Source organism: Lacrimispora brassicae (assembly GCF_054772055.1).
Genome location: NZ_BRYH01000006.1, coordinates 174,091 through 200,078, shown reverse-complemented (window position 1 = coordinate 200,078; position 25,988 = coordinate 174,091). Strand labels below are relative to the sequence as shown.

Genomic DNA, 25,988 nt, shown 5'->3' with positions numbered 1-25,988 from the left:
CGGGCTGCGCCCTATAGAAATAGTTGTACTGTTTGCGCTTAGTGAGCAAGCTCCCACGCACAAACAGTACAACTATTTCTGCATGGCTATAGGTTTCCCATATTTTCAATCACAACTGCATGGGCGATTCCTGGGATCGTCTCGCCTTCGTTAAAGCTCACTGTGGAAAGGAGGGCGCCTGTGGGAACAAACAGGACCCGTTTCCATGTACCGCTTTGTACTTTAGGGAGTATATAGGAACAAAGAGTGGAAGCCGCACAGCCGCAGCCGCTTCCTCCTGCATGGGTATCCTGTTCTTCGCTGTTAAATATCTCGATTCCGCAGTCCATATGCACCTTTTCCAGATCATGTCCCTTATTTTTCATGAAATCAAGGAGGATGGTCCGGCCTACCTGGCCTAAATCTCCTGTAATGATTTTATCATAATAAGACTCATCCACCTGAAAATCATCAAAATTCTGCTGTATGGTGTGGAAGGCAGCAGGAGCCATGGCGGCTCCCATATTCATGGAATCTTTGATGCCCATGTCCACCATGCGTCCGGTTGTGATCCCGGTAATGGCCGCGATCCCTTCCTTCCTGTGCTTGGTGAGCACCACCGCACCGCAGCCTGTAACGGTCCAGGAGGCGGAAAATGGCCTCTGGCTTCCATATCCCAAAGGAAAACGGAATTGCTTTTCAGCCGTTGCAAAATGGCTGGAAGCCATGGCCATGACCTTGTCCGCATAGCCTGCTGCAACGGTCATTGCCCCCAGGTTAAGAGCCTCACCCATGGTGGAACAGGCTCCAAACAAGCCGAATAAGGGAATTTCCAAATCAACGGTTCCAAAAGAAGTGGCAATCAACTGGCCCAGCAGATCTCCTGCAAACAAATACCGGATGTCTTTTTTCCGGATATCTCCTTTTTCAATGGCCAGATCAGCCGTCTGCTTTTGAAGAGCGCTTTCCGCCTTTTCCCATGTGTCTGCCCCAAACATGTCATCCTGCTCCGCAACGTCGAACAATTTTCCCAGGGGGCCTTCTCCTTCTTTTTTACCGACTATGGAAGCCATGCTTTCAATAATCGGAGGTTCTTCAAATTTAATACTTGCTTTTCCTATCTGCATTTTCTCTCTCCATTTCTCTGACCGGTTCATTCCTACAGCATGCTAAAAGCCTTTAACACATAGGCGATGATCCCAAGGACCCAGGAGCTTAATATTCCATATAGTATGACAGGACCGGCAATGGTAAAAATCTTACAGCCGATTCCAAATACCTGGCCCTCCGCCTTAAATTCTACCGCCGGAGCCACAACGGAATTGGCAAATCCCGTGATAGGCACCAGGGCTCCCGCTCCGCCAAATTTTGCAATCTTGGGATAAATGTTAAACCCGGTGAGGATGACGGTGGCTGCAATCAGAACCAGAGTCGTCCAGGCAGAGGCCGCTTCCTTTTCCAAACCTGCATTCATAAATAAGGTTGTCACAATCTGGCCTAAGACACATATGGTTCCACCTACCAGAAAAGCCTTTATAATCCCCGGCCATTTGTTATGGACCGGAGTCACCTCTTTTACGTAAGCCTCATATGCTTTTTTGTTTATTTCCATGATTTCCTCCTTTTGCCCATGTTTTTTTGGCATGTAGGTATGCCCCTGGGGCGTTCCTCCATTCTGTAGATCCTTTGCCTCCTGTCACTATCCAAGATTCCCTGTAAAATAGATCAGGGAACCGATCAATTTGCCAAGGCCGATAGAAAGAATCAAATACTGCAGTCCAACGGCTAAATGAATCCTTCGGCTCATTACAGGCAGGGCTTTTAACGTTTCCGCAAGAGACATGACAAGGATTCCCACAAAGATCCCTGCGGACAGCCCATATATACCAAGAACCGGATTTCCGCCAAATCCTATGGGTATTTCATAAATATCCCATATATTCCCAAGGACACCCCCAAGAATGATGAACGATTCATAAAGCAAAATATGCTTTTTTGTATGGGTTATTCCAATCAGCCTGGGAAATACGCCAATAATTGCCAGAAAAGCAAAAACGCCGGCTGCTATGATGCCGCCAGCGCTGAGCCCAATAAAAACAAGAAATACTTCTTTAAGAAACATCAATATCCGACTCCTTTCTTCCATCGTTCTGAATCAGGGTCTTACTGATATTGTCTTCGTAAAGCCGCATTTCCACCTCCAGCGGCGTTGGATCGGTATTGATCTTGTATTTTGCGAAATGATTAAAAAATCCCACAATCCCCAAAGTCAGCCCAACGGAATAACTGACCTCCAAAATCGTGAATCCGCTGGATTCCTGTTTCATGACGATCCGGTAGATTTCCTTGAAAACGTCTGAAACACTGGCGTCATTATTAAAGGTCATAATGGCAAAGGATGCTCCGCAGAAACATACAATGCAGACAAAAATGGTTTTAGCCCACTGCCAGACCCAAATGGGGGGCTTAGGCTTATGGTAGTCTATGATAAAGTCTACTTCCCCCATATTATTGATCTGAAGCGTCGAATCCATTTCCATCAGTTTCTTGATTACATCAAGAGTACTTTCTATATACCGCTTGTTGCGGTCCAGATGAATGGTTTTGATCCGAAGGGCTTTGCACTTATTCATGATGGCCGAATCGTCACAATAAACATCTGCCACATCCTTTAACTGGATTTCCTTGTGCCGGACCTCTGTAATCTGGCTGATATTCAAATAAACGGTCTTGCTCATGAAACCATCATCTCCAATCCAGGAATGGCTTCTACAAGAGTCCCTTCTTTCTCCGCTCCATCCGGCATAACAGCGATCATATACCAGATAGCAGCGGCCACTGCAATCAGGCATAACACAAGAAGCGCCATGACAAGCTTATGTTTTATGGATTCCATACGTGCTCACATCCTTTTTTCTGGTTTTTCAAAGCTAGTATGAGCCGTATAAAATTATTTTATTCTACAATTTTTCCCGCATCTGTTTTAAAATCTTTTTTTCCAGCCTGGAAACCTGAACCTGGGAGATTCCAAGCTTTGCCGCAATCTGGCTTTGGGTTTCATTGTAATAATAGCGCCTGATAATAATTTCCCTGTCCTTGTCGGAAAGCGCCGTTAAAAGTTCCCGAAGCACCATGCGGTTTAAAAGCTCTTCCTGTGCGGAGCTTTCTTCTTCAATTTTATCAATGAGTAAAATGCTGTTTTCGTCATTTTTGTTGACAGAACGGTATAAGGATTCCACTTCCGCTCCTGCCTCAATGGAAGCGGCCACTTCTTCCTTGCTGACCCCGATCTCCCCGGCAATTTCTTCCACCGTGGGTTCTCTTCCCAGACGAAATATCAATTCCTCCCTGACATTTTTTACCTTAAGCCCCATTTCCTTAATGGAGCGGCTGACCTTGATCATTCCGTCGTCTCTTAAAAAACGTTTGATCTCTCCCATGATCATTGGAACCGCATAAGTGGAAAATTTCACCTCATAGGACAAGTCGAATTTATCAATGGCCTTCATCAGGCCAATGCTGCCGATTTGAAATAGATCCTCAGGTTCATAACCACGCCCTGTAAATCTGCGTACAATGCTCCAGACCAGCCCGAAATTGTCGGTCACAAGCTGATCCCTTGCCGCTTTATCTCCTTCGTGAGCCATTTGTATCAATCTCATGGTCTCATCCATAAGGCTCACCCGCTAATCTTCTTTTTCATGGTCACGGCAGTTCCCTCTCCGGTCGCCGACTTTACTTCCACCTGATCCATAAACGCTTCCATAAAGGAAAATCCCATGCCTGACCGTTCTCCATCCGGATCTGTGGTATACATAGGTTCCATGGCCAATTTGATATCAGGGATGCCGATGCCCGTATCTCCAACGATTACGGTAATCTCCTGTCCATCTATCCTCACTTCCAAGTAAATGATCCCTCCCTGCCCCTGATATCCATGAATGACCGCATTTGTAACAGCCTCCGACACGGCTGTTTTTACATCATCCACCTCTTCCAGAGTGGGGTTTAACCTTGCCAAAAAAACAGCCACTGCCACTCTGGCAAACTCTTCATTTTTTGACAGGGCCTCCAATTCCATTTTCAGAATTTCTGGTTTATTCTGTTCTGACATACGTTCCTCCTCAACCTGTGACTGCAGCTTCCTTAGAGTCATATAATTTCATTAATTTTAAAATGCCCCCTATTTTAAGAATGCGGAGAGCCTGGGGACCTGCACCGTAAAGGCTCACGGTTCCCCCGCTTAAAGCCATCTGCTTATACCTGTTCAGCAAAATACCAATTCCTGAAGAATCCATGAACCTGGTTTTTGAAAAATCGAAAACAATGCGCTTAATATAGTTCTCAGAAAGGATTAAATCGGTTTCGCATTTAAGTCCTGAACAGTTATGATGATCCAACTCCTCCGGCAGATGGACAATTAACGTCTGTCCATCTGCTTCATATGTAAAGTATGGTTGATTCATATGCAATACTCCTCCATTCTTTATTGTCTGTCCGTAATACCAGAAAAGAACTTTTTTGCTCCCTGGAAATGCTCCGAGAAATAAAAAGACACCACAAAAAAAGTCCTCTTCCGTAGTGTCTTTCATTTGCTAAAACTAAGGAAGTTCGATTCACCTTCGTTCATCGAACGACTAATTTACTAAGCTCAGGCTGCATTTTGCTTGCCTTCACTAAGTAAATTATGTCAAAAACCACGTTCTGATTTTGCCTTAGCAGATAGCTCTTCATCTTTACTGTTATTTATGATGTCGGAGAACAGCCCGTTGGCCTGTTCCTTCTGATCCATTCCTTTATAAATGACCGCTGTATTAAACTTTGCCTGCCAGCTAGCCGGCTTTAAATCAATGCATTTTAAATAGTAATTAAGAGCAGTCTGGGTATCTCCTGCCTCCATTGCCTTGTCCCCAAGGCCTTCCAAAATCGGACAGCCCTTCTCTGTCATATCTTTTCTTATCTCGCCGATTACTGCCTGGACATCGGGGGAGGTAATAAGATCCGGGTTTAGTCCTGCATAGATCCGTACCGCAGCCGAAAAATCATCTTTCTTATAAGCCTGGAGGATTCCGATTACGGCCTGGTACTGGGCCAGAACGCTGTCTGAATCACTGGTAATGGAAGCCAGGGACGCCTCTGCAGTTTTCTTCTCCGTTTCCAGAGCTTCCAACTGCCCTGTCAGGCTGTCGGCCTTTTGGCTGGCCTGACTTAAGGCTTCGCTGTATTTTAACATCTCCTTGTTATGGCTATCATTGATGGATCTTGTATTTGCCGGCATCACCAGAAAAAAGATCACTCCAGCCCCCAGCAAGAGCCCTGCAAGAATGTTCCACACCGCCTGGTCCTTTGTATTCTCCCGATAGCTTGGAGGGATGATCACATCGTCATCTTCCATCTGCCTGTGGGAAAGCACATTTTTCAGCTTCCGTTTTTCCGGCTCCCGCTCATTTTTTGTTTTTGGGCTTCCCCCGGCATCCTTGACCAGGGACTTGTAATAAAGAGCCTTGGGATGATTGCGGTCAATCTGCAATACCTTATAAACAGCTTTCCCGGCCTTCTGATAATCTTCCCTGGCAATGTATAAGAGTGCCATCAACAACTGGGCCTTTACATAGTTAGGCTTGCTTTCCGCAACCTTGTTAAGCTGCAGGATCGCCAGATCTTCACTTCCGTTCTGGGCATAGATCAGAGCCTGGTTAAACCTTCTAACCCCACGCCGCTCCGTCTCCATAGCACCTGACTTCCTCTGTATCTGGCCAAGATAGTGATCTGCACGGTTTCCCTCGGGCTGTAAGTTCATGCTGATGACCCATTGCACCAAAGCTTCCCCCACCTCTCCGACCTCATAATAAATCAGGCCCAAAAGGTTCCTTGCGTCTGTCATATACTTGTTAAAATGAAGGCTTTTTTTCAGACATTCGGAAGCACCTGATAGGTCCCGGAGTTTTGCCCGCTCCAGCCCCATGTTATAATAGCTGTTTGCGATCACCCTGGTTTTTCTTTCATAATCCATATTTTAACCGCCTATTCCTTGTTGATTTCTTTTATAAGATCCATCATCAGATCATTCATATCAGTCAGATCACTTCTTACAATGGCATCTTCAATGGCATCAACCTCCAGGCTTGGCCTGTAACTGTTAATCTCAGCTTCAAAATCAATCATATGCTTTCCTCTTTCCCGCCCATCTTCTCAGGCCATCCAGGTATCCATGGAATGGAGTTTCTCCTTAAAACTGATTTTATCTCCCCCATAAGGTAAAGAGAACCAACACAAAACAGCAGATGCTCTTCATCCTTTTTATGAAGCATGTATAAAACAGCCTCTTCCACCGTCTGAAATCCTTCCACACCGCAGCCGCAGGCATTTTGAAACTCTTTTAGCAGGACCTCTGTTTCAAGTCCTCTTTCTGAATGTATATGAGCCACCGCCACTTGATCAAGAGGCAGCGCCCCTGCAATTTCCTTTATCATTTTATCATGATCCTTATCGGATACTGCTGAAAACAAAAGATCGGCCCGTTTCTTCCCGGCTTCGCACAAACCGGCTGCCGCCCGGACAAAAGCTTTAATTCCGCCTGGATTATGGGCTCCGTCTAAATATACCCCCGGCAGCACCTTTTCCATCCTTCCCGGCCAGTACATGTGGGCGATTCCCTCTTTCATCTGCTGCCGGGTTATCTCCAGGCCCATTACCTCCTTAAGCCCTGCCGCTTCAAGAGCCTTAAATGCAAGAAAGGCGTTCATCACCTGATATTCTGCAACAGTCGGAACAGTAACTTCCATAAAATCTTCCCCGGTTTTATAAAACCTGGCCTGGCAGCCTTTATCTTCCCATCCGGTTATCTCATATCCCTGCCTGTCCACCTCATAAAAGGGAGAGCCAAGCTCCTTTGCCCTGGTTCGGATGACCTGGGATGCCGTTCTGTCATTTCCGTCAAAGACTACCGGGATCCCTTTCTTTATAATTCCAGCCTTCTCCCATGCGATCTTTTCAATGGTATCCCCCAAATATTCCGTATGATCCAGGCTGATGGAGGTGATCACCGACACCAGGGGAGACTTAATGACGTTGGTGGTGTCAAGCCTTCCTCCAAGACCGGTCTCCAGAATTACAATATCCATTTCCGTTTTACGGAACATGTCCATTGCCATATAAAACAAAAACTCAAAATAAGATGGATGACAATACCCTTTTTCCATCATGCTCTGGGAAAGCATTCTGACGGCCCCATAGCTTTCTTCAAAAACCTTCTCCGCCACCATCTCTCCATTGATACAGAAGCGCTCTCTGATTTCCATCAGATGAGGGGAAGTAAAGGTGCCAACCCTGCAGCCTGCTTGTCTTAAAACAGACTGTAAAAATGCACATACCGATCCTTTTCCATTGGTACCTGCCACATGAAAAATTTTCATCCCTTCATCCGGTTCCCCCATTTCACAGAGAAACTTCCTGATATCTTCCAGAGAATTTTTCTTTCTGGTCCACATGGGAATCCGGCCCAGATATTCTTCTGCCGTTTCGTCAATCTTCATCATTAGAGTACCATCTTCCATATTTGCATACGAATAAATCAATGGGATATACTTACATATCCAGTTGACGCCCGGTGAATCGGGGCGCGCTGTTCACAAACTCAAGATTGAACGTTGCTTTTTCTTTCAACCTTAATTTCAGTCCTGATTTTCCTTCTGAACATAAACCTGATGAAGCCTGGATCGGGAAAACCAGTCATCCGATGAGCCAAAAATTAATCGGACTTTCTAATTAATTATAATATAAGTCCGTCAATATGCAACCCATTTCTTTCGCAAAAAGCCCTTTATTTCTACAATTGCCCTTGAAATACGTCTCAAGTTTACAAAATCAAAAAGAGAGCAAAGCTCTCTGAAACGCTGTCAAGCGTCTCAAAGGGCTGTACTCCCTGCTTTCGTTTCCTTAAAACAAGTTCTCAGAAAATGACTGCCGGTTGCAGGAATGCCTCCATTCCTGTGCCTGGCTCATTACTTGCCGATATAAGCGATGGCTTCTATTTCAACCAGAGCGTTCTTTGGAAGAGCTACCACTTCATATGCGGCTCTTGCCGGGCATTCTCCTTCAAAGAAGGATGCATAAACCTCATTCATTGCCCCAAACTCACTGATATTCTTTAATAAAACGGTTGTCTTAACCACGTTGGCCATGGATAAGCCTTCGCTTTCCAGAATGGACTTGATGTTTGTCAGGGACTGTCTTGTCTGGGATACGATATCATCACCTGCAAATTCACCGGTGGCAGGATCAATAGGAAGCTGTCCAGATATAAATACGTAATCACCTCCGCGTACACCCTGAGAATATGGGCCGATTGCTGCCGGCGCTTTTTCTGTTGCTAATACTTTTTTCATAAATGATGTGTCTCCTTTCGTTCATCTCTCTGATAATTCTAGATTAGCACACATTCGTCAAAAGTCAAGAAACATTTTAAGGTATTCTCAAAAAAATTTAGTGTATTATATTTTTTTCCCCCTTGTCATCTGGTATTGAATACTATATAATATGATATAATAAAGGGAACATCCCTCATGTACGGCATGGGCTGTACAGAAGGTCGGCGCCCTGCGGCCATACCTTTATGCTCAAAAGGCACGGGCAGGAAAGAGGAAAACATATGAAGACCAACGAAGAAAGAATGCAGGACATCCTAAAGTATCTGGAATCCTTAGACCATATCAGGCCCGAGACCATTCCTAACATTGATCTGTACATGGACCAGGTCACCACCTTTATGGATGAGCATTTAAAAGATACCAAACGCTATCCGGAAGACAAGGTCCTGACAAAGACCATGATCAATAATTATGCAAAGAACAATCTCCTTCCGGCTCCCAATAAAAAGAAGTATTCCAGGGAGCATATTCTGCTCCTCATATTTATATATTATTTCAAGAATCTGCTTTCCTTCCATGATATTGAACAGCTCTTCCGCCCCATTACGGAAAAGCATTTTAATTCTTCGGAAGGAATCCCTTTGGAGGACATCTACAAGGAGATCTTCTCCCAGGTAGAAGGGGATATAGACCGCATCAAGGAGGATATCACCCAAAAATACGTTCATGCAGGGAAAACCTTTGAAAACAAAGGGCTCCAGGGGGAAGATCTGGAATATCTCCGCCTATTTTCCTGGATCTGTGAGCTTTCCTTTGATGTGTACTTAAAGAAGCAGATCATTGAACAGATCATTGACGATTTAAGGGAAACCGATCCTGTAAACATAAAAAAGAAAAAATAATATAATGAGCGCAAGAGAGCGTAGATGAGCTTGCTCATAGGCGCGGAAGCTGAATGTTGATCATGATATGATAAAAACAGGGGCAAGTTTCAATTCCCGTCTTGTCCCTGTTTTCATTAACCTTCTCTTTTTTCCTCTTCCAAACGCTTAAACACCATATCATATCCATCGTTTCCATAATTTAAGGAGCGGTTCACCCGGCTGATCGTCGCGGTAGATGCCCCCGTCTTTTCTGCGATCTCCAGATAGGTGCGGCCCTCCCGCAGCATTTTAGCCACCTCATACCTTTGGGATAAGCTTAACAGCTCATTGACGGTGCATACATCCTCAAAAAAGGTATAGCACTCTTCCGCTGATTTCAAGGTCAAAATGGCTTCAAACAGATGGTCAACCGCATCTGTTTTAATCTTTTTATTCATAATATTAATCAATCCCCTTTTCTTGTTTTTGCTTTCAGATGCATTTTAACATACTAAAGTTGTAAAGTCCACCCTCCGCAAACATTAGGAAAGCATAAATTTTTCTACAACATGAGCCACTCCGTCATGGTTATTTGAGTGGGTCACATAATCGGCTGCCGTCTTCACCGGAAGAACCGCATTCTCCATGGCAACTCCAAGTCCTGCATACTTGATCATGGACAAATCATTGTAGCCGTCTCCGCAGGCAACCATCTCATCCCGGTTCATGCCAAGCCTTAAAAGAAGCCGTTCCAGGCTTGCAGCTTTGTCGATTCCCTTTGGAAGTATCTCCAGAAAATATGGTTCTGAGCGGTAAACGCTGTAATCCCGTCCTAAAGCCGCTTTTACCTTTGGCTCCACCATGGCAAGGAAATCCCCCTCTTCAAGCATCAGGAACTTTACAACGGGAAACTGTACATAAGCCTCCATATCCTCCACTTCTTTTACTTCCAGCTTATTGATGGCTGCTTCCTTTCCCACGTATTCATCCCCTGCATTAGGAGTGACAATCAGATCTTCCTCATAGGTCAGGATGTTTACTCCATGTTCCTTTGCCATGCGGATAATTCTGGAATTAGAGGACACAGGTAATTCCTTTGCAAAAACCGTTTCCCCTGTTTTGCAGTCGATGATACGCCCTCCGTTAAAGGATAAAATATATCCGCCTGACTCATGAAGCTCCAATTCCCTGGCAAGGGGCATCACCCCGTAAGTAGGCCGTCCGGAAGCCAGTACGATGATTCCACCCTGTCGTTTTAATTCAAAAAGTGCCTCCTTGGTCCTGGGCGTAATCTCCTTATGACCGTTGGTCAGCGTCCCATCCAAATCCAGCACAATCATCCGATAGTCCATTATATTTCTCCTATTTGTAAATTTTACTATAGCAGTATAGCACAATTTCTCTTCTTATTCCATCCTAAAATACAGAAATATAAAAATGACCGGAACCGCAGCCTGGCCGGCTTCATACAATGCCACTAGGAGAAACTAGGAAAGGAGGCACGATATGAAAAAGACAATCGCCTTACTCCTGGCGGCATTTATGCTGGCTGTCTCCCTGACAAGCTGCAGAACCACAGGCAGAAAACATATAAGGCCGCTTTTTTATCATGTATCTGCCTCAGCCGCTGAAACATAAAAAAATTTTCAAGACAAAGTACCTTCCCATATTCTCATAATAAAATGTAGTATTAAGATTTCCCTAAGGAGGATTTTATGAGAAAAGCCTATCACTTTTTTCTGGCGGCCATACTCACCGGAGCTGCTTTGCTTAGCCTGACTGCCTGCGGTTCAAAAGCAAAAGCATCTGAATTGACTCCGGTCACACTAAACGAAGTTGCCCACTCCATTTTCTACGCTCCCCAGTATTCAGCCATTGAACTGGGATATTTTGAGGATGAAGGCATTAACTTAACCTTAGTCAACGGGGCCGGCGCTGACAAGGTCATGACTGCCCTGATATCAGGCGATGCCGATATCGGATTTATGGGTTCTGAAGCCAGCATCTATACTTACGCAAACGGTTCGAAAGACTATGCCGTCAACTTTGCCCAACTGACCCAGAGAGCCGGGAACTTTCTTGTAGGAAGAGAACCACAGCCTGACTTTAAGTGGACGGATCTGAAAGGAAAAAAGGTACTCGGCGGAAGAGCCGGAGGAATGCCGGAAATGGTATTTGAGTACATCCTGAAGAAAAATGGCATTGACCCTGCCACGGATCTCTCCATTGACCAGAGCATAAACTTTGGCTTAACGGCTGCGGCTTTTACCAGCAATGACGCAGACTATACCGTAGAATTTGAACCATTTGCCACAGGACTTGAAAAGGAAGGAAGCGGCCATGTAGTAGCCTCCCTGGGCGTTGATTCCGGTTATATTCCTTATACCGCCTACAGCGCAAAGAAAAGCTATCTGGAAAAAAATCCGGAAACCATCCAGAAATTTACCAATGCCATTCAAAGAGGCCTGGAATACGTGAATTCCCATTCTTCAGAAGAGATCGCAAAGGTGATTCAGCCCCAGTTTAAGGAAACCGACGTAGCTACCATTGCAGCAATCGTTGACCGCTATAAGGCACAGGATACCTGGAAAAAGGATACCGTGTTTGAAAAAGAGAGCTTTGAACTTCTGGAAAATATTCTGGAAGAATCCGGACAATTGAAGGAACGGGTTCCCTATGAAACCCTTGTAACCACAGTTTATTCGGAAAAAGCGGCAAAATAAATCCCATCTTTTTTATCGTACAATCAATTATATAATAAAAGTAAACTGTACCCTGATAGTGAACACAGAAAAAGAGGCTGTGTCTAACTATCAGGGTACAGTTTACTCCTTTTCTTCCGCAACCAGGTTCTTTCATATTATGAACGGAACCCAGTTCTGCTCATCTATGGCACAATGCGTCAAATAAGAAGGACAATATACTCGCGAAACATAGGAATATATAATATACTTTTATACAGAAGCACAATCAAAGTAGGAAGATGGAAGTAACTATTGTCAGGAGAAACTCCTGGCATAGTTCTGGTTATTTACCTGATAATAGGCAGTATTCCAGATATGAGGGTAACGTCCTCCCATTATTATAACCTATTCCAGGAACCATCCGCCCCCACTCTGTATCCATCAGGAGTCACAGAATCCGTAAGCAGAGCACCTCTGGCTCCGTCTGAAGCCGTATTAAAATAGTACCATTTTCCGTCCAGCAGATTCCAGCCTTCGGCCATCCGCCCCTGAACGGTCTCTCCCAGCCGGTCAAGATAATATTTTCGTCCATTATCCTCTATCCAGCCGATCAGCATATAGCCTTCTTTATTAAAATAATACCAACCGGAAACGCCATTCCAGGTAACATATTCCCATCCCAAGGCACTGGTCCGGTCAGTTGTATAGTTAAACTTCCAACCCTTCCCATCCCTTGCCCAGGAACCTGCCGCCGGATTTTTTCCATCAGAACGTGTGGTGCTAGGTCCACCGGTTACGTTAACAGGACTGCTTGCATTTGCTCCTGTTCCTGAAACCGTGTCTTTAGAAGATGAGCTTTCAGAGGTTATATTTTGGGAAGGCGTATTTCCAGAAGGTATATCACCAGGATTCCTCCCATTTTCATTTTCCTTAGGATTTGAAGGCTTCTGGTTCTCATCTTTACCTCCCGAATCCTGACCCTGGGTAACAATATAGTTGAATTTAGGGCTTATGGTAGCTGTATATTTGAAAATGCCGTTTCCTCCTGCACACCCGCAGTTTGCCGTAGCAGCAGATGCACTTCTGGTCTTAGTTCCGCTGGATTCATTTGCGTAATTCATGGCCTCAGTGTAGAGGTTCTCCGTTTTATCTGCCTCTGGGGTTGTAATGCTTGTATTAACTGTAAATCCGTTTTTCGTAGAAATGGTGGTGTCTGCCGGAATGTATAATTCATAGTTTGTGCCTTCATCCCACTCCCCATATCCGAAATAACTGTTTAAATTAACTGCAAAGCAATCGAAAACGGACCTTTGTAAATTTTTATTTTTATACTCCACTTTTTCCAGACTATCGCAGTATGACAGGGAGCAAGGCTCCGTCCTGGCAATGCTGGCCGGTAAGGTAAGGCCGGTAAGATTTACGCAGTAAAAAAATGTATCAGAAGGAAGATCTTTTAACTTCATGTTATCCGGGAAGATTACCTTTTCCAGATCCCGGCACCATTCAAAGGTACAGGTTCCCATGACCTCCAGCGATGCCGGCAGCTTTACATACTCTAAGAAACTGTTGCGGAAAACACCGGTTCCCATATACCGGATGCTGTCTGTCAATTCCATCGTCCGGAGGCCGCTTCCTGAAAAAGAAAAATCTCCAAGTGTCGTTACCGTAGATGGAATTCCTACATACTCTAGAGAATCGCAGCTACTGAAACAGCCGTTGTCTATGACTTCTACCCCGTAAGGCAGCATTATAGTTTCCAGCTTTGAACAGGAGTTGAACGTAAATTCCCCTGTATTCTTTAAAGCAGAACCCTCTTCAAATACCACATCTGTAAGGTTTTTATTCAGATAAAATGCACGGTCTCCAATGGTTTTTACGGTTTTTGGAATTTTTATACCGGTCAGTTTGCTGCATTCAAATGCCTCAACTCCGATTTCTTCCAGACCATCCGGCAGTTCAATGCTCTCTAACGGGAACCTGTCAAAGGCACTGTTTCCAATCCGCTTTAAAGATGCGGGAAGGGTAAGCTCCTGAAATCCGGTTGCACCATAGAAAAAGTTATCTGGGATTTCCGTTACGCCTTCAGCAATTTCAATGGTCTTTACCTTACAGTTGTCAAGCACATAGGTTCCCCATTCTATATTTGGCGTAATGGTTATACTGTCTAATGTCCTTTGGGCAAATGCTCCGTTTCCAACTTTCTTAAGAGTAGCAGGAAATACGATTGTATTCAGATTGTCACCTTTGGTGGAATCCCAGTTGGCCGGCCTCTGACCTGCCGGAACCTTAAATGCGTATCCGCTGATTTCCTCTACACCCTTCGGGATTTCATATACAGTATCTTCCCTTCCATTGGGATAATAAAGCAATGTTTTCTTATCCTTGGTGTAAAGCACGCCATCCTCATCTGCGTAGGACGGATTATCTTTACTTACATTTATTTCTTTAAGTTCGTCACACCAGAATGCCTCGGCAGCAAATTCTTTGTCCCCAATCAGCCCTACACCTGCCGGGATCTCCACCTTTGTCAAATGGGCATACTGGAATGCTCCCTGGCCAACTCTCTTAAGACTCTTGGGCAGAGTAATCTCTGTAATAGCATTACATTTGAAAAAAGCGTACTGTTCGATTGTCTCCAAACCTTCCGGCAATACCACATCCGATAAAACTTGGCAGCTTTCAAATGTATTTTGGGCTATAACCGTCATTTCCGTCTGACTTAAGTCAGCACGTTCAAGAGCAAGACACTGATAGAAAGCATTGCTTCCGATCACTCTCAGACTTTCAGGGAAAGTTACACCGGTCAGCTTCTGACAGTTATAAAAAGCCTCACTGCCGATACTGGACAGCATATCGGGGAATGTGATTGTCTCCAGGCTGCTGCATCCATTAAATGTCCCATCTCCAATGGAGGTTATTCCCGCTTCTATGGTTACCGTTTTAATCTTTGTACTATTTTTAAATGCTCCGGCCTTAATCTGTGTAACAGTTTTTCCATTGAAGATTTCCGGAATCGTGATAGAAGTTTCCTTGCTTCCAGATTTTACCCCTTTGATAATCACTCCGCCGGATGATGAATCATCCACTGCATCCAGATAATCCTCCGGCTTTGGTACGGAAGGTATACTGCCTTCATATGGATCAATATCACCTTCAAGTGCATTATTACCACTCCCGCCATATACCCACTCTGCTAATGCCTCAATATATTCACTCTCTAAGTTACTTGGGCAGTGGAACGTAAGGCCGTCTGTTCCCTCACCACATTGATAAAACGCAGCATTCCCAATGGAAGGCACATTGCCATAAAAAGAAACCGATTCCAGATAAAAACTGCATGAAAACGCATCGTCTCCTATTGTTTTAATTGTATCAGGTATGGATACTTTTTCAATGTCAGAATACTCAAAAACGCAACTTTCAATCCCCGTCACGATTACCCCATCAATCTCTGACGGTATCTCCACATCCGTATCATATCCATTGTACCCGGTGATCACTCCTTTTATGTTGATCTCAAAATCATCGCCGGATACAGCAACCCGTGCCGTTTTTGTTGATACAGCCTGGTCCAGCGGCTTATTCTGTTCTCCATCCACATTTCCTGTCAGAGCGTCATCTGCCACCGGGCTTTCATTTTGCGGCTCTTTTTCATTCTCATTTCGCTGATTTTCGTCCGATTTCTCTTTTTCCGTCTGGCTTTCTTTCGTCTGGTTTTCTTCCGCCTTGTCATCCTCCGGCTCGCTGCGGTCTTTCTCGTCTGTTTCCTGATTCTCCTCCTTACTGTCGTTCTCTGAATCAGTAACCGTTTCTTCGGACTCTTGAGTTTCCTTTTCCTCTACCAGATTCTCTCGGTTACTGTCATCACCTGCATCAGTGCCCCCTTCGTCAATCTCCTGACTTTCCTGTTCCTTTACCAGTTCCTCCCCATAAACAGGCAGGTTTAAAGGGATCGCTGTTGTAAGGACTACTGCCGCCATTATGGAGGCGGCTGCTCTCCATACTCCCTTACCTCTCACATGTTTTCTTCTCATTTTTCTCTACCTCTCCTTTACTTATAATATTTGGATTCAAACATAACATCCGGTTATGTTTTTCCATTTGTGCCTGGGCTGCAATAAGAGGATTATCAGCTTTCCTTCTTATTTCAGCGTTCGTTTTAAGCAGGTTAGACCACTAATTGCCAGAGCATTCACATCACCAGACAAATTAAATCAGCAATGAGCAAACCATAATTCCTCACTACCTGCCATCACTGATTGGAAGATTACTTATAAACGCCGCTGGTATTGATGTCTCCAAAAGCAAACCCATGATCGCCATCATGGGACTCCTGGGCAAAATCGCGGAAAAACCTTTTTCAATCCGCCGCACCGCAAGTGAACCAAAAGAGCTGGCCTGCTCTCCCAAAAGCTTAGACGATGAGACTTGAATCATTGTGGAGTACACCGGCAAATACTATCCCCCCTTAGCACGGTATATCTCACTGATTCTGGTTCTTATGTCAGCGCAGTCCATGCAATGCTTATCCATGGCTACGATAACAACACTGCCCGTAAGGTTAACACCGGCAAAATAGAGGCAGTCAGAATTGCTGACTGCGGGCTTTCTAACTGGGCACTTTTAAAGCCTTACGCCCCGCAGGAGGATACCCGGCTCCTTTTGAAAGCTTATAGATGCCATGACACCCAGTACCCGAACCTCATAACAGCTTTCAAAAAACAATTTCTATTTTTAACCAGGCCTTTGCAGGCGCCGGTACCTATGCCTTTGAACTACGCCCTCATTTGAAAAGTATGAGTTACACTATCAGTGAAGGCAGAGGCTCCAATTATCTAATTTATGCAAATAAAAATGCTAAAAAAGTAGCAATTTGTTATTCTCAAATGAGAATAACGATGGTATAATAAAAGTTAGGTACAATTTTTTTTAGGTTACCTAACTTTTTTTGTTCATTTTCACTATAACAGCATTATATTTAAAAATCAACCCTGATTTTTTATAAGGAGCTCTTTGCATGAATATTCAATTTTTATCGTTCCTGCCCATGTTAGTTTCCCTGATTCTCACAGCCCCGGTTTCCGGACCCGTAGCCGCACCCCAGGAAATTTCCGGCCTGATTTCCCAATGGGAAGATACTTTTCCTTCTCCGGTTGCTGTAATACAGCTTCCCAAAGGATTGTCTGATGATTCCATTTTCAATCTCATTGACAACTACGAGATAAACTGCGCTTCCTTTCCCTGTGAAACCTCTGCCCTAAGCTTTACCCCCCTTTCGGAGAATGGGGATCTCCGCACCTATGAAATCCGTTTATCCATGCAGGCCTCTGAAGATTCACTAAAAACAGCGGCAAATAGTCTTTCTTCCGCAATGATCCAAATGGCGGAAGATGTACGCCATTCTGCCCCATCGCACCTGCCTCAGGATCTTCTTAACACGGCCTTCCAGAAGGTATCCGGCAATGCTTCCTACGATTACGCACTTGCCTCCCTTTCCGGTACCGGACGCATGGCGGAATCCATGCACTTTGACCGTACTGCCTATGGTGCCCTGGTTACCAAAAATACAGTCTGCACCGGCTACTCCAGAGCACTGAAGGGAATATGTGACCAGCTTGAAATTCCCTGTTGGGTCATAATCGGCACAAAAAAGGGAATCGAACACAGTTGGAATGCCGTTAAACTGGGCAGCCAGACTTCCTATATAGACTGTACTGCCGCCGCCGTGGGAGAACAGGAATTGGATCCGTTCCTATTTGACAAGGCACTGGCTGACCGGTATCAATACTCTCCCGCCTCATATTCCATCCCGCCCTGGGAGTCGGGAAACTGATGAAACGCAATATTATCATAATGCAGTCCCAATTCAAGGAAACCGCCGTAGCCGCCGTTGCAGCAATCTGTAGTTTTTAAATATAATTTTAACTTTGCATTCTCTATTGCACATTTTTACTGGGCAAGATATACTAAATGTACTAAAAAAATTATGTACCAGTAGCTGCCCCAGATCATCGGACAACTGCTTGACAGAGAGGTGAACATAAAAGAGATCCCGCTGACAGGCTACCTTAAGGAACACCCGGAGTATAGCGGGCATCTGTGCCATCGGATCTATGATCTGTCTGCCCTGGGGGAGGCGGGAGTGAGTCTGCCGCATACGCCCCTTGAAACCGGGTTAAAAATACACCTGGAATCACTGGGGTATCTTTAAAAAATTCTGAATCCACAAATAAATTCTGGAGGTATTATATGTATTACAAACAGTATGGAAACACCGGTATGAAAGTCTCCGCCATTGGCATGGGCTGTATGAGATATGACGCAGACGATGTCAAATCAGGCAATTTTGAAAAATGTGCTGAAGTCGCGCTGTATGCCCATGAAAAAGGCATCAACTACTTTGATACTGCACCTTATTACTGCGATGATAAAAGCGAGACCATCACAGGAATAGCCCTTTCCCAGCTTCCCAGAGACAGTTACTATATTTCCTCAAAAACCAACCTGGGCACGGTAGGCGGCAGCTACACAGAATCAGACTTTCGCAGAAGGCTGGAAACCACATTAAGCCGGCTGAAGGTGGATTATCTGGACTTTTATCATCTGTGGTGCATATTAAATCTGGATTCCTTTTCCAAACAGGTGGATATTCTTTATTCATTCTTTGAGAAAGCCAAATCAGAAGGACTGATCCGCAATATCGTATTTTCTTCCCATATGCAGGGCAATGAGCTGGAGGCTGCCGTAGCTTCAGATTTATTTAAGGGAATGCTCATTGGTTACAATGCCCTCAACTACCGCTTCCGCCAGACAGGCATCAAAGCCGCCTATGACAGTGGTATGGGCGTTGTAGTCATGAATCCTTTGGGAGGCGGCCTGATACCTGGAAACCCAGACACATTCCGCTATCTGACAGAAGGAACTGACCTTACCGTAGCACAGGCCGCCTTAAATTTCGTGGCTTCCCACAAAGAGATCACAATCACCCTTGCGGGCTGCACCACGAAAGCCCATGTAGATGATGCAGTGAAATCCGTGGAAAATTTATCGGAACGTCCGGCTGCTGAAATCTATGAGGAATACGAGAATAAAGGCATGATTATCAACGACCTCTGTACCGGCTGCGCATACTGCAAGCACTGTCCCAAAGACATCGATATCCCCAAATTCATGGATGCCTACAACATGAAGCTGCTGGGAAATGATATGTTTGAACGCCTGAAGGGTCACTGGCAGATATCGAAAGACTCAGCCGGAACCTGCATCAAATGCGGCAAATGCGAGAAGCTGTGCACACAGCATCTGCCCATTATAGAGAGACTGTCTGAGATTGCTGGATAAATGCAAATATTTCAGACTCTTTATCCGGAAATGACAGCAAAATAAATCCCATCTTTTTTAATCCTTCAATCAGTGCTATAATAAGATCTGCAGGGCCGCGCTTACTGCGGCCCTGCAGATCTTATTATGATTGGAGTGATACCTATGAACATCGTATTATTAGAATCCCTGGGAATCCCGGACAACCTTCTCAATGAATGTGCAAAGCCTCTGACCGAAGCCGGCCACAGCTTTACAGCCTATCCAAAGAATATTGATCCTGAAGTCCAGATTGAACGGGCCAAACAGGCGGATGTGATTATGATTGCCAATATGCCTCTGTCCGGACAGGTAATATCTGCATGTGAACATTTAAAATTTATAGATGTTGCATTTACAGGAGTCGACCATGTGGACCTGGAAGCAGCAAAGGCAAGGGGAATCAAGGTCAGCAATGCAGCCGGATATTCCACCGAAGCCGTGGCAGAGCTTACCATCTGCCTGGTCCTCTCCCTTCTTCGCAACGTGCCCCAGGTGGAAGCCCGCTGCAGGGAAGGAAAAACCAAGGATGGCCTGGTGGGCTGTGAACTTATGGGAAAAACCGTGGGGATCATAGGTGCCGGTGCTATCGGTACAAGGACTGCAGAGCTCTATTCCGCTTTTGGCTGTAAGGTTCTGGGTTACAAACGCCGTCTGACTGGAAACGAGCCTTCCTTCATGGAATTCGTATCCCTTGATGAGCTGTTATCCCATTCTGATATCGTAAGCCTCCATTGTCCTTTAAACGATGAATCCCACCATTTAATTAACCGGGACACTATCGCAAAAATGAAAAAAGGTGCTTACTTAGTCAATGCCGCCAGAGGCCCTGTGGTGGATTCCAATGCTTTGGCTGAAGCCTTAAATACCGGCTACCTTTCCGGCGCCGGAATCGATGTATTTGAGACAGAGCCTCCTCTTGATCCAGCTCATCCCCTTCTTAAAAGCAAAAACACTATCGTCACCCCTCACGTGGCCTTTGCCTCAGAACAATCCATGGAAGCCCGGGCTAAAATCGTATTTGACAACATCACAAACTGGATGGAAGGCCGCCAGTCAAATATTATTCTTTAAGACAAAATCAAAATAGAAATGATGAAATTTCATGTTTTATTTGCACAAATAATACTTGTAATTCCCGATCATCGTGCTATAATTTAGACATGGGGATATAGCTCAGTTGGGAGAGCGATGCGTTCGCAACGCATAGGTCACGAGTTCGAGTCTCGCTATCTCCATGTAACGGAAGTATAGCTCAGCTGGGACGAGCGTTCGCCTCACACGCGAAAGGTCATGGGTTCGAGCCCCATTACTTCCAGTATCTTAGGACCTTAGTAAATACAAGAATTCATTGTAAATACTAGGGTCCTTTATATATTGGGCTTTGCAAGATTTTGCTGAATGAGACACGTATATACCTTTGAACGCAACACGATATCACACGAAATATCACACGTAAACCCTATGAAATATTACTCTTTCTCATATTATGTATCCAGATGGCAAACTTCGTGATCCTTTTATTTTTTTATAATCAATAAGATTTAAAAATAAATCAAACTCTTCTTCTGTCATTTTTATTAGCTAATCTATTTGAATAGATTAGCTTTCTATAGTTCCCGTGTTTGTATATCCATCAATGTTTACAATCTCATATTCTCCCCTCCTACTCCCAATTACTATATCCTTGTCTGTCTTTCTCTTTGCATGTGACAATACGCTGTTTTTACTTAAGTGCATAAATGATGCCCCCTTCTCCGCTATACGGAATTTTACATAATCCAATTCCACATTTTTCTTAGTCATGTCTTGTTTAATTGTAAGAACGTATGTTTGATTTTTCAAGGATACTTATTGTTTCGCCAGCCTTAAATTATCACGTGATCGTGATTTATAATCAGAATTATACTATATTTACATAATTTAGCAATGTATGGGATTTCTATATTTGGTAAAATTATCTATAATCCACGGTACTTTTTGTATGTTTTGCACGTAGCCTATTACGCTTACTGCAAAAAAAATGAACGTTCGCTGCAATTAATAATAAAATTTTTAGGAGATTTGATATTTTTTTAAATATGATTATATTCACAGAATAGTTAATCATAACGTACTTTAATTTTAAAAATATCTCATTTATTTCATTATTATAGTTAGTTTTAACTAAATATATCAACACGCAATCTATTATTGTATAAATTCAAACGAAAATAAGCAAAATATATAGGCGGCCCGGAATACCAGATACCCGCTTTTTGAAATATTTGTTTATCAGAATTCCGAGCAGCATTTTTAGAGGTAGGCTAATAAAACGAATGGAGGCATTTTCACTTTGACATAAATCAGGCATTATAAAATACAGAAAATATATTTTATTTTCTTAAATTTATTGACATTATATGGTTATATGTGTTATATTTAGAAAATAAGTTAAGTGAGGAGATTATTATGGGAATTGTCGGTTGGATTATCATTGGTGCTATTGCTGGTTGGCTTGCAAGCATGGTTACTGGAAACGATAGAAAAATGGGTGCATTCGCAAATATTGGAGTGGGTATTATTGGTGGGCTTATCGGCGGATTCATTATGAGTTTTCTAGGGGGAGCAGGCGTTTCCGGTTTTAATCTTTGGAGTCTTTTGGTCGCATTTATAGGCTCATTAATTGTTTTGTGGATATTTAATAAAGTTCACAAATAAAATAAACAGCGGCTTTTTATTGGCTTTGAAGTAAAAATGAATGGCAAAATATATTGACATAAAAAGGCGCTTATATTTTAAAAATATTTGTTTGTAGGTTTATGGAAAGATTAGCTAAATAAAGGAGGCGTAATTTATGAATGATTCTATTAAAAGTAAAACGGATAAAGTTGTGGGTACTATGAAAGAAAATATTGGAAAAGCTATAGACTCTGAACAAATGGAGCTGGATGGTAAACTGCAAAAGCTTGCCGGCGAAACTAGGGGAAAAGTTGAAGAGACTAAGGAAAAATCCGTACAAATCAGTGAGGATATCAAAGAAGCAATTGCTGAGAAGGCAAATGATTTAATTGATTCGGTGAAGAAAGAAAATAAATAAGTACTTGTTTTGATACTTTGACCTTGCCCTTTTCTTCAATTAAATCTTATGCTATAAACAAAAACTGACGGAATAAACAGCAGAAGACCGACTATCGGCGTAAAACTAATAGTTGGTCTTTTATATTCTGCTTTTTTCATGTTTTACTATGCTGCCGAGTGTTACCGGATCCACGACCATCTTACCGCCCTGGTCCAGGTAATAGCAATTTAAAAGCAGCATCTTAATTTTGAATACTGCTTTCAGATTGAAATACAATATTTATTATTATTCACTCCATACAACAAAACAAAACGGGTGTCCAGCAGGATCAAGCATAGTGACCCACTCTCCACCACCATATTGCTCATTAGCAATTTTTGCACCTAACATAGTTGCTTTTTCCATTGCTTCCTTTAACTCATTCTTATCAGCTACAGCAAAATCTAAATGCGCCATCATCTGTTGCTGCCCTAGCTGTGATGGCCAAACTGGAGGAATATAATTTTCATCATACTGAAAAGCTATTCCCATTTCTTCATCATTCGAATGTATTCCTACAAAAGTTTCTTGTTCATACACAACTGGCCAATTCAAAAGACCTGTGTAGAAAGACTGTAATTGCGGTATATCACGACATTCTAATATTACAGTTTTTAATCTTATAATCATATTAGTTTTATATCCTCCTTTTCATTTTCTTAATTGTAACAAAGAAAATTATTACATAGGACCTCAATAACAATTATAAATAACTTTGAGCATAATATTATTGTTAAGATAAATAGTAAATGACGGGCCCGATTGTACCGTAGCCCGCCAATTAATTTTTATTCTATATTATAGTTTTTTAAGGTTTCCTCGGAATAATGACCCCTGTTTGGTATTCCTAATTTTCCAGAACAAGAAAAATCTTCATTATTAAATACAAAATACATCTGCAAGCGACTGCTTTCATCAACATAAAATTCTGAAATATCTGAATCAACAACATAACTTATAGTTAATGTTTCATCTGGCTTGATTATCCTTTCATTACAAAAAGTACGTGTCTCAGTATCATATAAATATAATGTTTTTTTCTGTCCCTCTCTAAGAATCCAACATGTTGGTTTAATTGTAAATGGTTTATTGCATTCATTTTTTATTGACATTACAAGAAGTCTATTATATCCAACTTTATTCTCTGTCATTGATGACAATATGAATGTATAGCCATCATTTACATCATCAATAACCTGTCCTTTTCCATCTACAAAACGACCATCACTAGTTTTTCCATTAAATTGCAGTACCCCATCTTTTGTAAAACAAAATGTTATCCCATCAATGTTTACAATACCAGTACTCATATATCCATTTGAATCAAAATGATAATAACACTTATTTGATGGATCCTGAAACCAAGTATCTGCTAACATAGCACCATTATCTTCTATATACTTCCAACCTTTTGAATCTTGAGTCCACCCCCCTGCATAACTTACAATAGAACCCGTCAAACAAAATATAAGTGACAGTAAAATTATAAACTTTTTCATCTTTTTCCCCTATTTATCTTTTTTAAATTATATCACCATTTAAATAAAATCCCAACTCCGATAAATAGCAATTTTGTTGCCTCCAAATATTGCAACCTAAGTAGTCCAAATGTACGGGTACAAATCCACAAGGATAAAACAGGATTGGTGCATCTGTACTGTTATGTAATGGGTGACATGGAGGCAGGAAGTACTTTATATACCATTCCTTCCGATGTTAGGCCGGCAACAACAGTATCAAGACCTTTCTGGTTACCATCATCTTCCAGTGAGTGAGGAACGCATAATATCTCCATAAATTTCCTTAACGGCTCCAAAGCTGCAGTTCTCTCCTAAAAGTTCCTCAGTTATTTTCTTGAATGCAAATTCCTGGTTGTGAGCCGTAAGCGGTTCATATGCCCATATTACCTCTTCGATAAATTTTCTGTAATTCATATCTGGCTTTTTGACATAAAACGGGGTGCCGTTGATATCTGTCTGGCGGTCATTAAATGCCGGGAAAAGGAATCCTTGCTATGTTTCAGGAAGAATTGATATAAAAATGGAGTCGGAAGGGTTTTTAAAACTGGAAGAATAATTAGGACAAGGCGGACCGCCTATAATTGCATCGTAGGCTCTTGATTTTGATTTCCAGAAATGTTATAATGAATACACAAAAGGAACAACCGCCCCAATACAAGGGGTTGGCCGTCAAAACGATAGAAAGCTCCACCCTTTCAACCTACCAAGTATACAAGGGTGGTTTTCTATTGCCCATTTCTGGGACTTTATAGAAAAACGCTACTTACAATTAACGAAAATAAAGGTAAGTAATGCGATTATGAACATGCCAAAGGCCATAAGGTCTTTAAAGTCATATTTCATCCACACCACCTCCCATCTATGTATGATGGAAGGCCAACGCCCTTGCAGTGACACGATTATTCCATGTCACTATGGTAACATATCCCATTTCAATGTGCAATTATTTTTCCTGACAGCAGGTCACAATGATTCTGCTGCCTTTTTCCTCACTTTCCTATCTGCAATGCCTATGTAAGCTTCATATTTTCCCTATTTTAGTGTTTTAAGTGCTTATTGGCAATTCCCCCTTTAGCCTAAATAATCGAAATGCGGGCCTTTCCTTGTTATGGACATCGGCATACTTATAAGCACTCAACGCAAAATTGCATTCAGTCAATTCCAAGGAATATTGCAATGATTCAATACCCCTTAACACATCAACATATCTCTCTTCAAATGTTTCAGCTACATCAAGGCCGCTTTTTGCTTTAAGCATTACATTCCTTCAAATTTCTCTTCACTCCGCCTCGGTGATTTTCTTTAGTGCTGCATAATAAAAGCCATCTGTCCCATCCGCTTTTTAATGGTCACTTTTGGCATCTTATTACCGCCTTCACTTCTAGGCGGAACTATCCCATGATTCTGCCCTATGTCAGGGATATCATCCCACATACGGGAAAACCCCTGGGGAACAGCTTCGTCGCTAAGCCTGTAATAATTTGCTGTTTTGTGTCGTATTTTCAGACATTAACAATCAATCCACAATTATTTCCACATTATTGTGGATAAGTGTCGTTTGAGGGATCAAAAAACAAAGGGAATCTTAAGGTGATATTCTCACAAGTTAAAAGCATTGTATGATTTTTTGCTTGACTTCTTTGTAAGACCATGATACACTGAATCAGTATTTTAAATAAAGTTTTGATTTCGCATGTATTTGTAAGTCATTATTCTATTGATGATTTACACATATATGCGATTTTTAATTTTTATTAAAATAAATATAATTTTAAGGAGGTATCTTTTATGAAAAAAGGTACAGTAAAATGGTTTAATGCACAAAAGGGGTTCGGTTTTATCTGCGACGAAGAAGGTAACGATATATTCGTTCATTTCTCCGGTCTTGCTATGGAAGGCTTCAAATCTTTAGAAGATGGCCAGTCAGTAATTTTTGAGACTACTAACGGCGCTCGTGGCTTACAGGCCGTAAATGTACACATCGCTTAATCCTTAACGTATTAATATCACATCTAACTTATCCATTTTCTTCAAAATACCCATTGATAGAATGAATATGTACCAACAATCTGTAGGTTAAAAAGTCAGAGCAATATTTAATTATTACAGCTAAG

29 protein-coding genes, 2 tRNA genes and 1 pseudogene are annotated in these 25,988 nt (G+C 42.6%); 11 read left to right on the top strand and 21 right to left on the bottom strand.

Features of this window, described 5'->3' with window-relative positions:
• Positions 1 to 86: 86 nt before the first annotated feature.
• The 12 genes from spoVAD to ACYVD3_RS03990 all read right to left on the bottom strand — a co-directional run bounded on the left by spoVAD (position 87) and on the right by ACYVD3_RS03990 (position 8,366).
• Positions 87 to 1,106, bottom strand: coding sequence for a stage V sporulation protein AD (gene spoVAD / locus ACYVD3_RS04045; RefSeq protein ID WP_460641222.1), 1,020 nt, complete (start codon positions 1,104 to 1,106; stop codon positions 87 to 89).
• 32 nt (positions 1,107 to 1,138) lie between these two features.
• Positions 1,139 to 1,591, bottom strand: a complete 453-nt coding sequence (locus ACYVD3_RS04040; RefSeq protein ID WP_460641221.1) for a SpoVA/SpoVAEb family sporulation membrane protein — start codon at positions 1,589 to 1,591, stop codon at positions 1,139 to 1,141.
• Between the two features lie 87 nt (positions 1,592 to 1,678).
• On the bottom strand, positions 1,679 to 2,101 hold the full coding sequence (locus ACYVD3_RS04035; RefSeq protein ID WP_460641220.1) for a stage V sporulation protein AB: 423 nt from the start codon (positions 2,099 to 2,101) through the stop codon (positions 1,679 to 1,681).
• Positions 2,091 to 2,717 carry a stage V sporulation protein AA gene (locus ACYVD3_RS04030; protein WP_460641219.1) on the bottom strand — a complete coding sequence of 209 codons (627 nt, stop codon included), beginning with the start codon at positions 2,715 to 2,717 and terminating at the stop codon, positions 2,091 to 2,093. Before ACYVD3_RS04030 ends, ACYVD3_RS04035 begins: the two co-directional genes overlap by 11 nt.
• The gene (locus tag ACYVD3_RS04025) at positions 2,714 to 2,875 is read right to left on the bottom strand and encodes a hypothetical protein (protein ID WP_013272250.1); all 162 of its coding nucleotides are present in this window, start codon (positions 2,873 to 2,875) and stop codon (positions 2,714 to 2,716) included. Before ACYVD3_RS04025 ends, ACYVD3_RS04030 begins: the two co-directional genes overlap by 4 nt.
• Before the next feature lie 64 nt (positions 2,876 to 2,939).
• Positions 2,940 to 3,653, bottom strand: coding sequence for an RNA polymerase sporulation sigma factor SigF (gene sigF / locus ACYVD3_RS04020; RefSeq protein ID WP_460641218.1), 714 nt, complete (start codon positions 3,651 to 3,653; stop codon positions 2,940 to 2,942).
• A 5-nt stretch (positions 3,654 to 3,658) separates the two neighbouring features.
• Positions 3,659 to 4,093, bottom strand: a complete 435-nt coding sequence (gene spoIIAB / locus ACYVD3_RS04015; RefSeq protein WP_460641217.1) for an anti-sigma F factor — start codon at positions 4,091 to 4,093, stop codon at positions 3,659 to 3,661.
• A 10-nt stretch (positions 4,094 to 4,103) separates the two neighbouring features.
• Entirely contained in the window at positions 4,104 to 4,445 is a 342-nt protein-coding gene (locus ACYVD3_RS04010; RefSeq protein ID WP_460641216.1) for an STAS domain-containing protein, read from the bottom strand.
• Between the two features lie 224 nt (positions 4,446 to 4,669).
• Positions 4,670 to 5,992 carry a tetratricopeptide repeat protein gene (locus ACYVD3_RS04005; protein ID WP_460641215.1) on the bottom strand — a complete coding sequence of 441 codons (1,323 nt, stop codon included), beginning with the start codon at positions 5,990 to 5,992 and terminating at the stop codon, positions 4,670 to 4,672.
• A gap of 11 nt (positions 5,993 to 6,003) precedes the next feature.
• Positions 6,004 to 6,144, bottom strand: a complete 141-nt coding sequence (locus ACYVD3_RS04000; protein ID WP_166433171.1) for a hypothetical protein — start codon at positions 6,142 to 6,144, stop codon at positions 6,004 to 6,006.
• Complete coding sequence (locus tag ACYVD3_RS03995) at positions 6,141 to 7,517, bottom strand: bifunctional folylpolyglutamate synthase/dihydrofolate synthase (RefSeq protein WP_460641214.1); 1,377 nt, start codon at positions 7,515 to 7,517, stop codon at positions 6,141 to 6,143. The genes ACYVD3_RS04000 and ACYVD3_RS03995 overlap by 4 nt, the downstream gene beginning before the upstream one ends.
• Before the next feature lie 465 nt (positions 7,518 to 7,982).
• Positions 7,983 to 8,366, bottom strand: a complete 384-nt coding sequence (locus ACYVD3_RS03990; RefSeq protein WP_460641213.1) for a RidA family protein — start codon at positions 8,364 to 8,366, stop codon at positions 7,983 to 7,985.
• Between the two features lie 263 nt (positions 8,367 to 8,629).
• Between ACYVD3_RS03990 and ACYVD3_RS03985 the strand changes: the two genes are divergently transcribed.
• Positions 8,630 to 9,250 carry a DUF1836 domain-containing protein gene (locus ACYVD3_RS03985; RefSeq protein WP_460641212.1) on the top strand — a complete coding sequence of 207 codons (621 nt, stop codon included), beginning with the start codon at positions 8,630 to 8,632 and terminating at the stop codon, positions 9,248 to 9,250.
• A 116-nt stretch (positions 9,251 to 9,366) separates the two neighbouring features.
• On the opposite strand, the gene ACYVD3_RS03980 is transcribed toward ACYVD3_RS03985, so the two are convergent.
• Positions 9,367 to 9,669, bottom strand: a complete 303-nt coding sequence (locus ACYVD3_RS03980; protein ID WP_460641211.1) for a YerC/YecD family TrpR-related protein — start codon at positions 9,667 to 9,669, stop codon at positions 9,367 to 9,369.
• A gap of 84 nt (positions 9,670 to 9,753) precedes the next feature.
• A complete protein-coding gene (locus ACYVD3_RS03975) occupies positions 9,754 to 10,563 on the bottom strand; it encodes a Cof-type HAD-IIB family hydrolase (RefSeq protein WP_460641210.1) in 810 nt (269 codons plus the stop codon).
• Positions 10,564 to 10,717: 154 nt separating this feature from the next.
• On the opposite strand from ACYVD3_RS03975, the gene ACYVD3_RS03970 reads away from it, so the two are divergent.
• Complete coding sequence (locus tag ACYVD3_RS03970; protein WP_460641209.1) at positions 10,718 to 10,849, top strand: hypothetical protein; 132 nt, start codon at positions 10,718 to 10,720, stop codon at positions 10,847 to 10,849.
• Positions 10,850 to 10,926: 77 nt separating this feature from the next.
• Positions 10,927 to 11,934, top strand: coding sequence for an ABC transporter substrate-binding protein (locus ACYVD3_RS03965; protein ID WP_460641208.1), 1,008 nt, complete (start codon positions 10,927 to 10,929; stop codon positions 11,932 to 11,934).
• 359 nt (positions 11,935 to 12,293) lie between these two features.
• Here ACYVD3_RS03965 and ACYVD3_RS03960 read toward each other — a convergent pair whose 3' ends face one another.
• On the bottom strand, positions 12,294 to 15,929 hold the full coding sequence (locus ACYVD3_RS03960) for a leucine-rich repeat protein (RefSeq protein WP_460641207.1): 3,636 nt from the start codon (positions 15,927 to 15,929) through the stop codon (positions 12,294 to 12,296).
• Positions 15,930 to 16,912: 983 nt separating this feature from the next.
• Between ACYVD3_RS03960 and ACYVD3_RS03955 the strand changes: the two genes are divergently transcribed.
• The 5 genes from ACYVD3_RS03955 to ACYVD3_RS03935 all read left to right on the top strand — a co-directional run bounded on the left by ACYVD3_RS03955 (position 16,913) and on the right by ACYVD3_RS03935 (position 20,572).
• The gene (locus tag ACYVD3_RS03955; RefSeq protein ID WP_460641206.1) at positions 16,913 to 17,728 is read left to right on the top strand and encodes a hypothetical protein; all 816 of its coding nucleotides are present in this window, start codon (positions 16,913 to 16,915) and stop codon (positions 17,726 to 17,728) included.
• 416 nt (positions 17,729 to 18,144) lie between these two features.
• Entirely contained in the window at positions 18,145 to 19,236 is a 1,092-nt protein-coding gene (locus tag ACYVD3_RS03950) for an aldo/keto reductase (protein WP_460641205.1), read from the top strand.
• A gap of 144 nt (positions 19,237 to 19,380) precedes the next feature.
• A complete protein-coding gene (locus tag ACYVD3_RS03945; RefSeq protein ID WP_460641204.1) occupies positions 19,381 to 20,328 on the top strand; it encodes a 2-hydroxyacid dehydrogenase in 948 nt (315 codons plus the stop codon).
• Positions 20,329 to 20,419: 91 nt separating this feature from the next.
• Positions 20,420 to 20,492 (top strand) — tRNA-Ala (locus ACYVD3_RS03940).
• A 6-nt stretch (positions 20,493 to 20,498) separates the two neighbouring features.
• Positions 20,499 to 20,572, top strand: a tRNA-Val gene (locus ACYVD3_RS03935).
• A 284-nt stretch (positions 20,573 to 20,856) separates the two neighbouring features.
• Here ACYVD3_RS03935 and ACYVD3_RS03930 read toward each other — a convergent pair.
• Complete coding sequence (locus ACYVD3_RS03930) at positions 20,857 to 21,099, bottom strand: hypothetical protein (protein ID WP_460641203.1); 243 nt, start codon at positions 21,097 to 21,099, stop codon at positions 20,857 to 20,859.
• Between the two features lie 606 nt (positions 21,100 to 21,705).
• Between ACYVD3_RS03930 and ACYVD3_RS03925 the strand changes: the two genes are divergently transcribed.
• Positions 21,706 to 21,954 carry a GlsB/YeaQ/YmgE family stress response membrane protein gene (locus ACYVD3_RS03925; RefSeq protein ID WP_460641202.1) on the top strand — a complete coding sequence of 83 codons (249 nt, stop codon included), beginning with the start codon at positions 21,706 to 21,708 and terminating at the stop codon, positions 21,952 to 21,954.
• 136 nt (positions 21,955 to 22,090) lie between these two features.
• Complete coding sequence (locus tag ACYVD3_RS03920; RefSeq protein WP_460641201.1) at positions 22,091 to 22,333, top strand: CsbD family protein; 243 nt, start codon at positions 22,091 to 22,093, stop codon at positions 22,331 to 22,333.
• A gap of 267 nt (positions 22,334 to 22,600) precedes the next feature.
• On the opposite strand, the gene ACYVD3_RS03915 is transcribed toward ACYVD3_RS03920, so the two are convergent.
• From ACYVD3_RS03915 to ACYVD3_RS03895, 5 genes and pseudogenes are all read right to left on the bottom strand, one after another.
• Positions 22,601 to 22,984 carry a VOC family protein gene (locus tag ACYVD3_RS03915; protein ID WP_460641200.1) on the bottom strand — a complete coding sequence of 128 codons (384 nt, stop codon included), beginning with the start codon at positions 22,982 to 22,984 and terminating at the stop codon, positions 22,601 to 22,603.
• A gap of 158 nt (positions 22,985 to 23,142) precedes the next feature.
• The gene (locus ACYVD3_RS03910; protein WP_460641199.1) at positions 23,143 to 23,853 is read right to left on the bottom strand and encodes a hypothetical protein; all 711 of its coding nucleotides are present in this window, start codon (positions 23,851 to 23,853) and stop codon (positions 23,143 to 23,145) included.
• 258 nt (positions 23,854 to 24,111) lie between these two features.
• Positions 24,112 to 24,354 (bottom strand): annotated as a pseudogene (locus ACYVD3_RS03905) (DUF4317 family protein); the annotation flags it as partial.
• Positions 24,355 to 24,919: 565 nt separating this feature from the next.
• Positions 24,920 to 25,132 (bottom strand): hypothetical protein, encoded by a 213-nt coding sequence (locus ACYVD3_RS03900; RefSeq protein WP_460641198.1) that lies wholly within the window; start codon positions 25,130 to 25,132, stop codon positions 24,920 to 24,922.
• A gap of 44 nt (positions 25,133 to 25,176) precedes the next feature.
• Positions 25,177 to 25,308, bottom strand: a complete 132-nt coding sequence (locus ACYVD3_RS03895) for a hypothetical protein (protein WP_460641197.1) — start codon at positions 25,306 to 25,308, stop codon at positions 25,177 to 25,179.
• Positions 25,309 to 25,662: 354 nt separating this feature from the next.
• Here ACYVD3_RS03895 and ACYVD3_RS03890 point away from each other — a divergent pair, with 354 nt between their 5' ends.
• Positions 25,663 to 25,863, top strand: coding sequence for a cold-shock protein (locus ACYVD3_RS03890; RefSeq protein WP_013272236.1), 201 nt, complete (start codon positions 25,663 to 25,665; stop codon positions 25,861 to 25,863).
• The last annotated feature ends 125 nt before the right edge of the window (positions 25,864 to 25,988 follow it).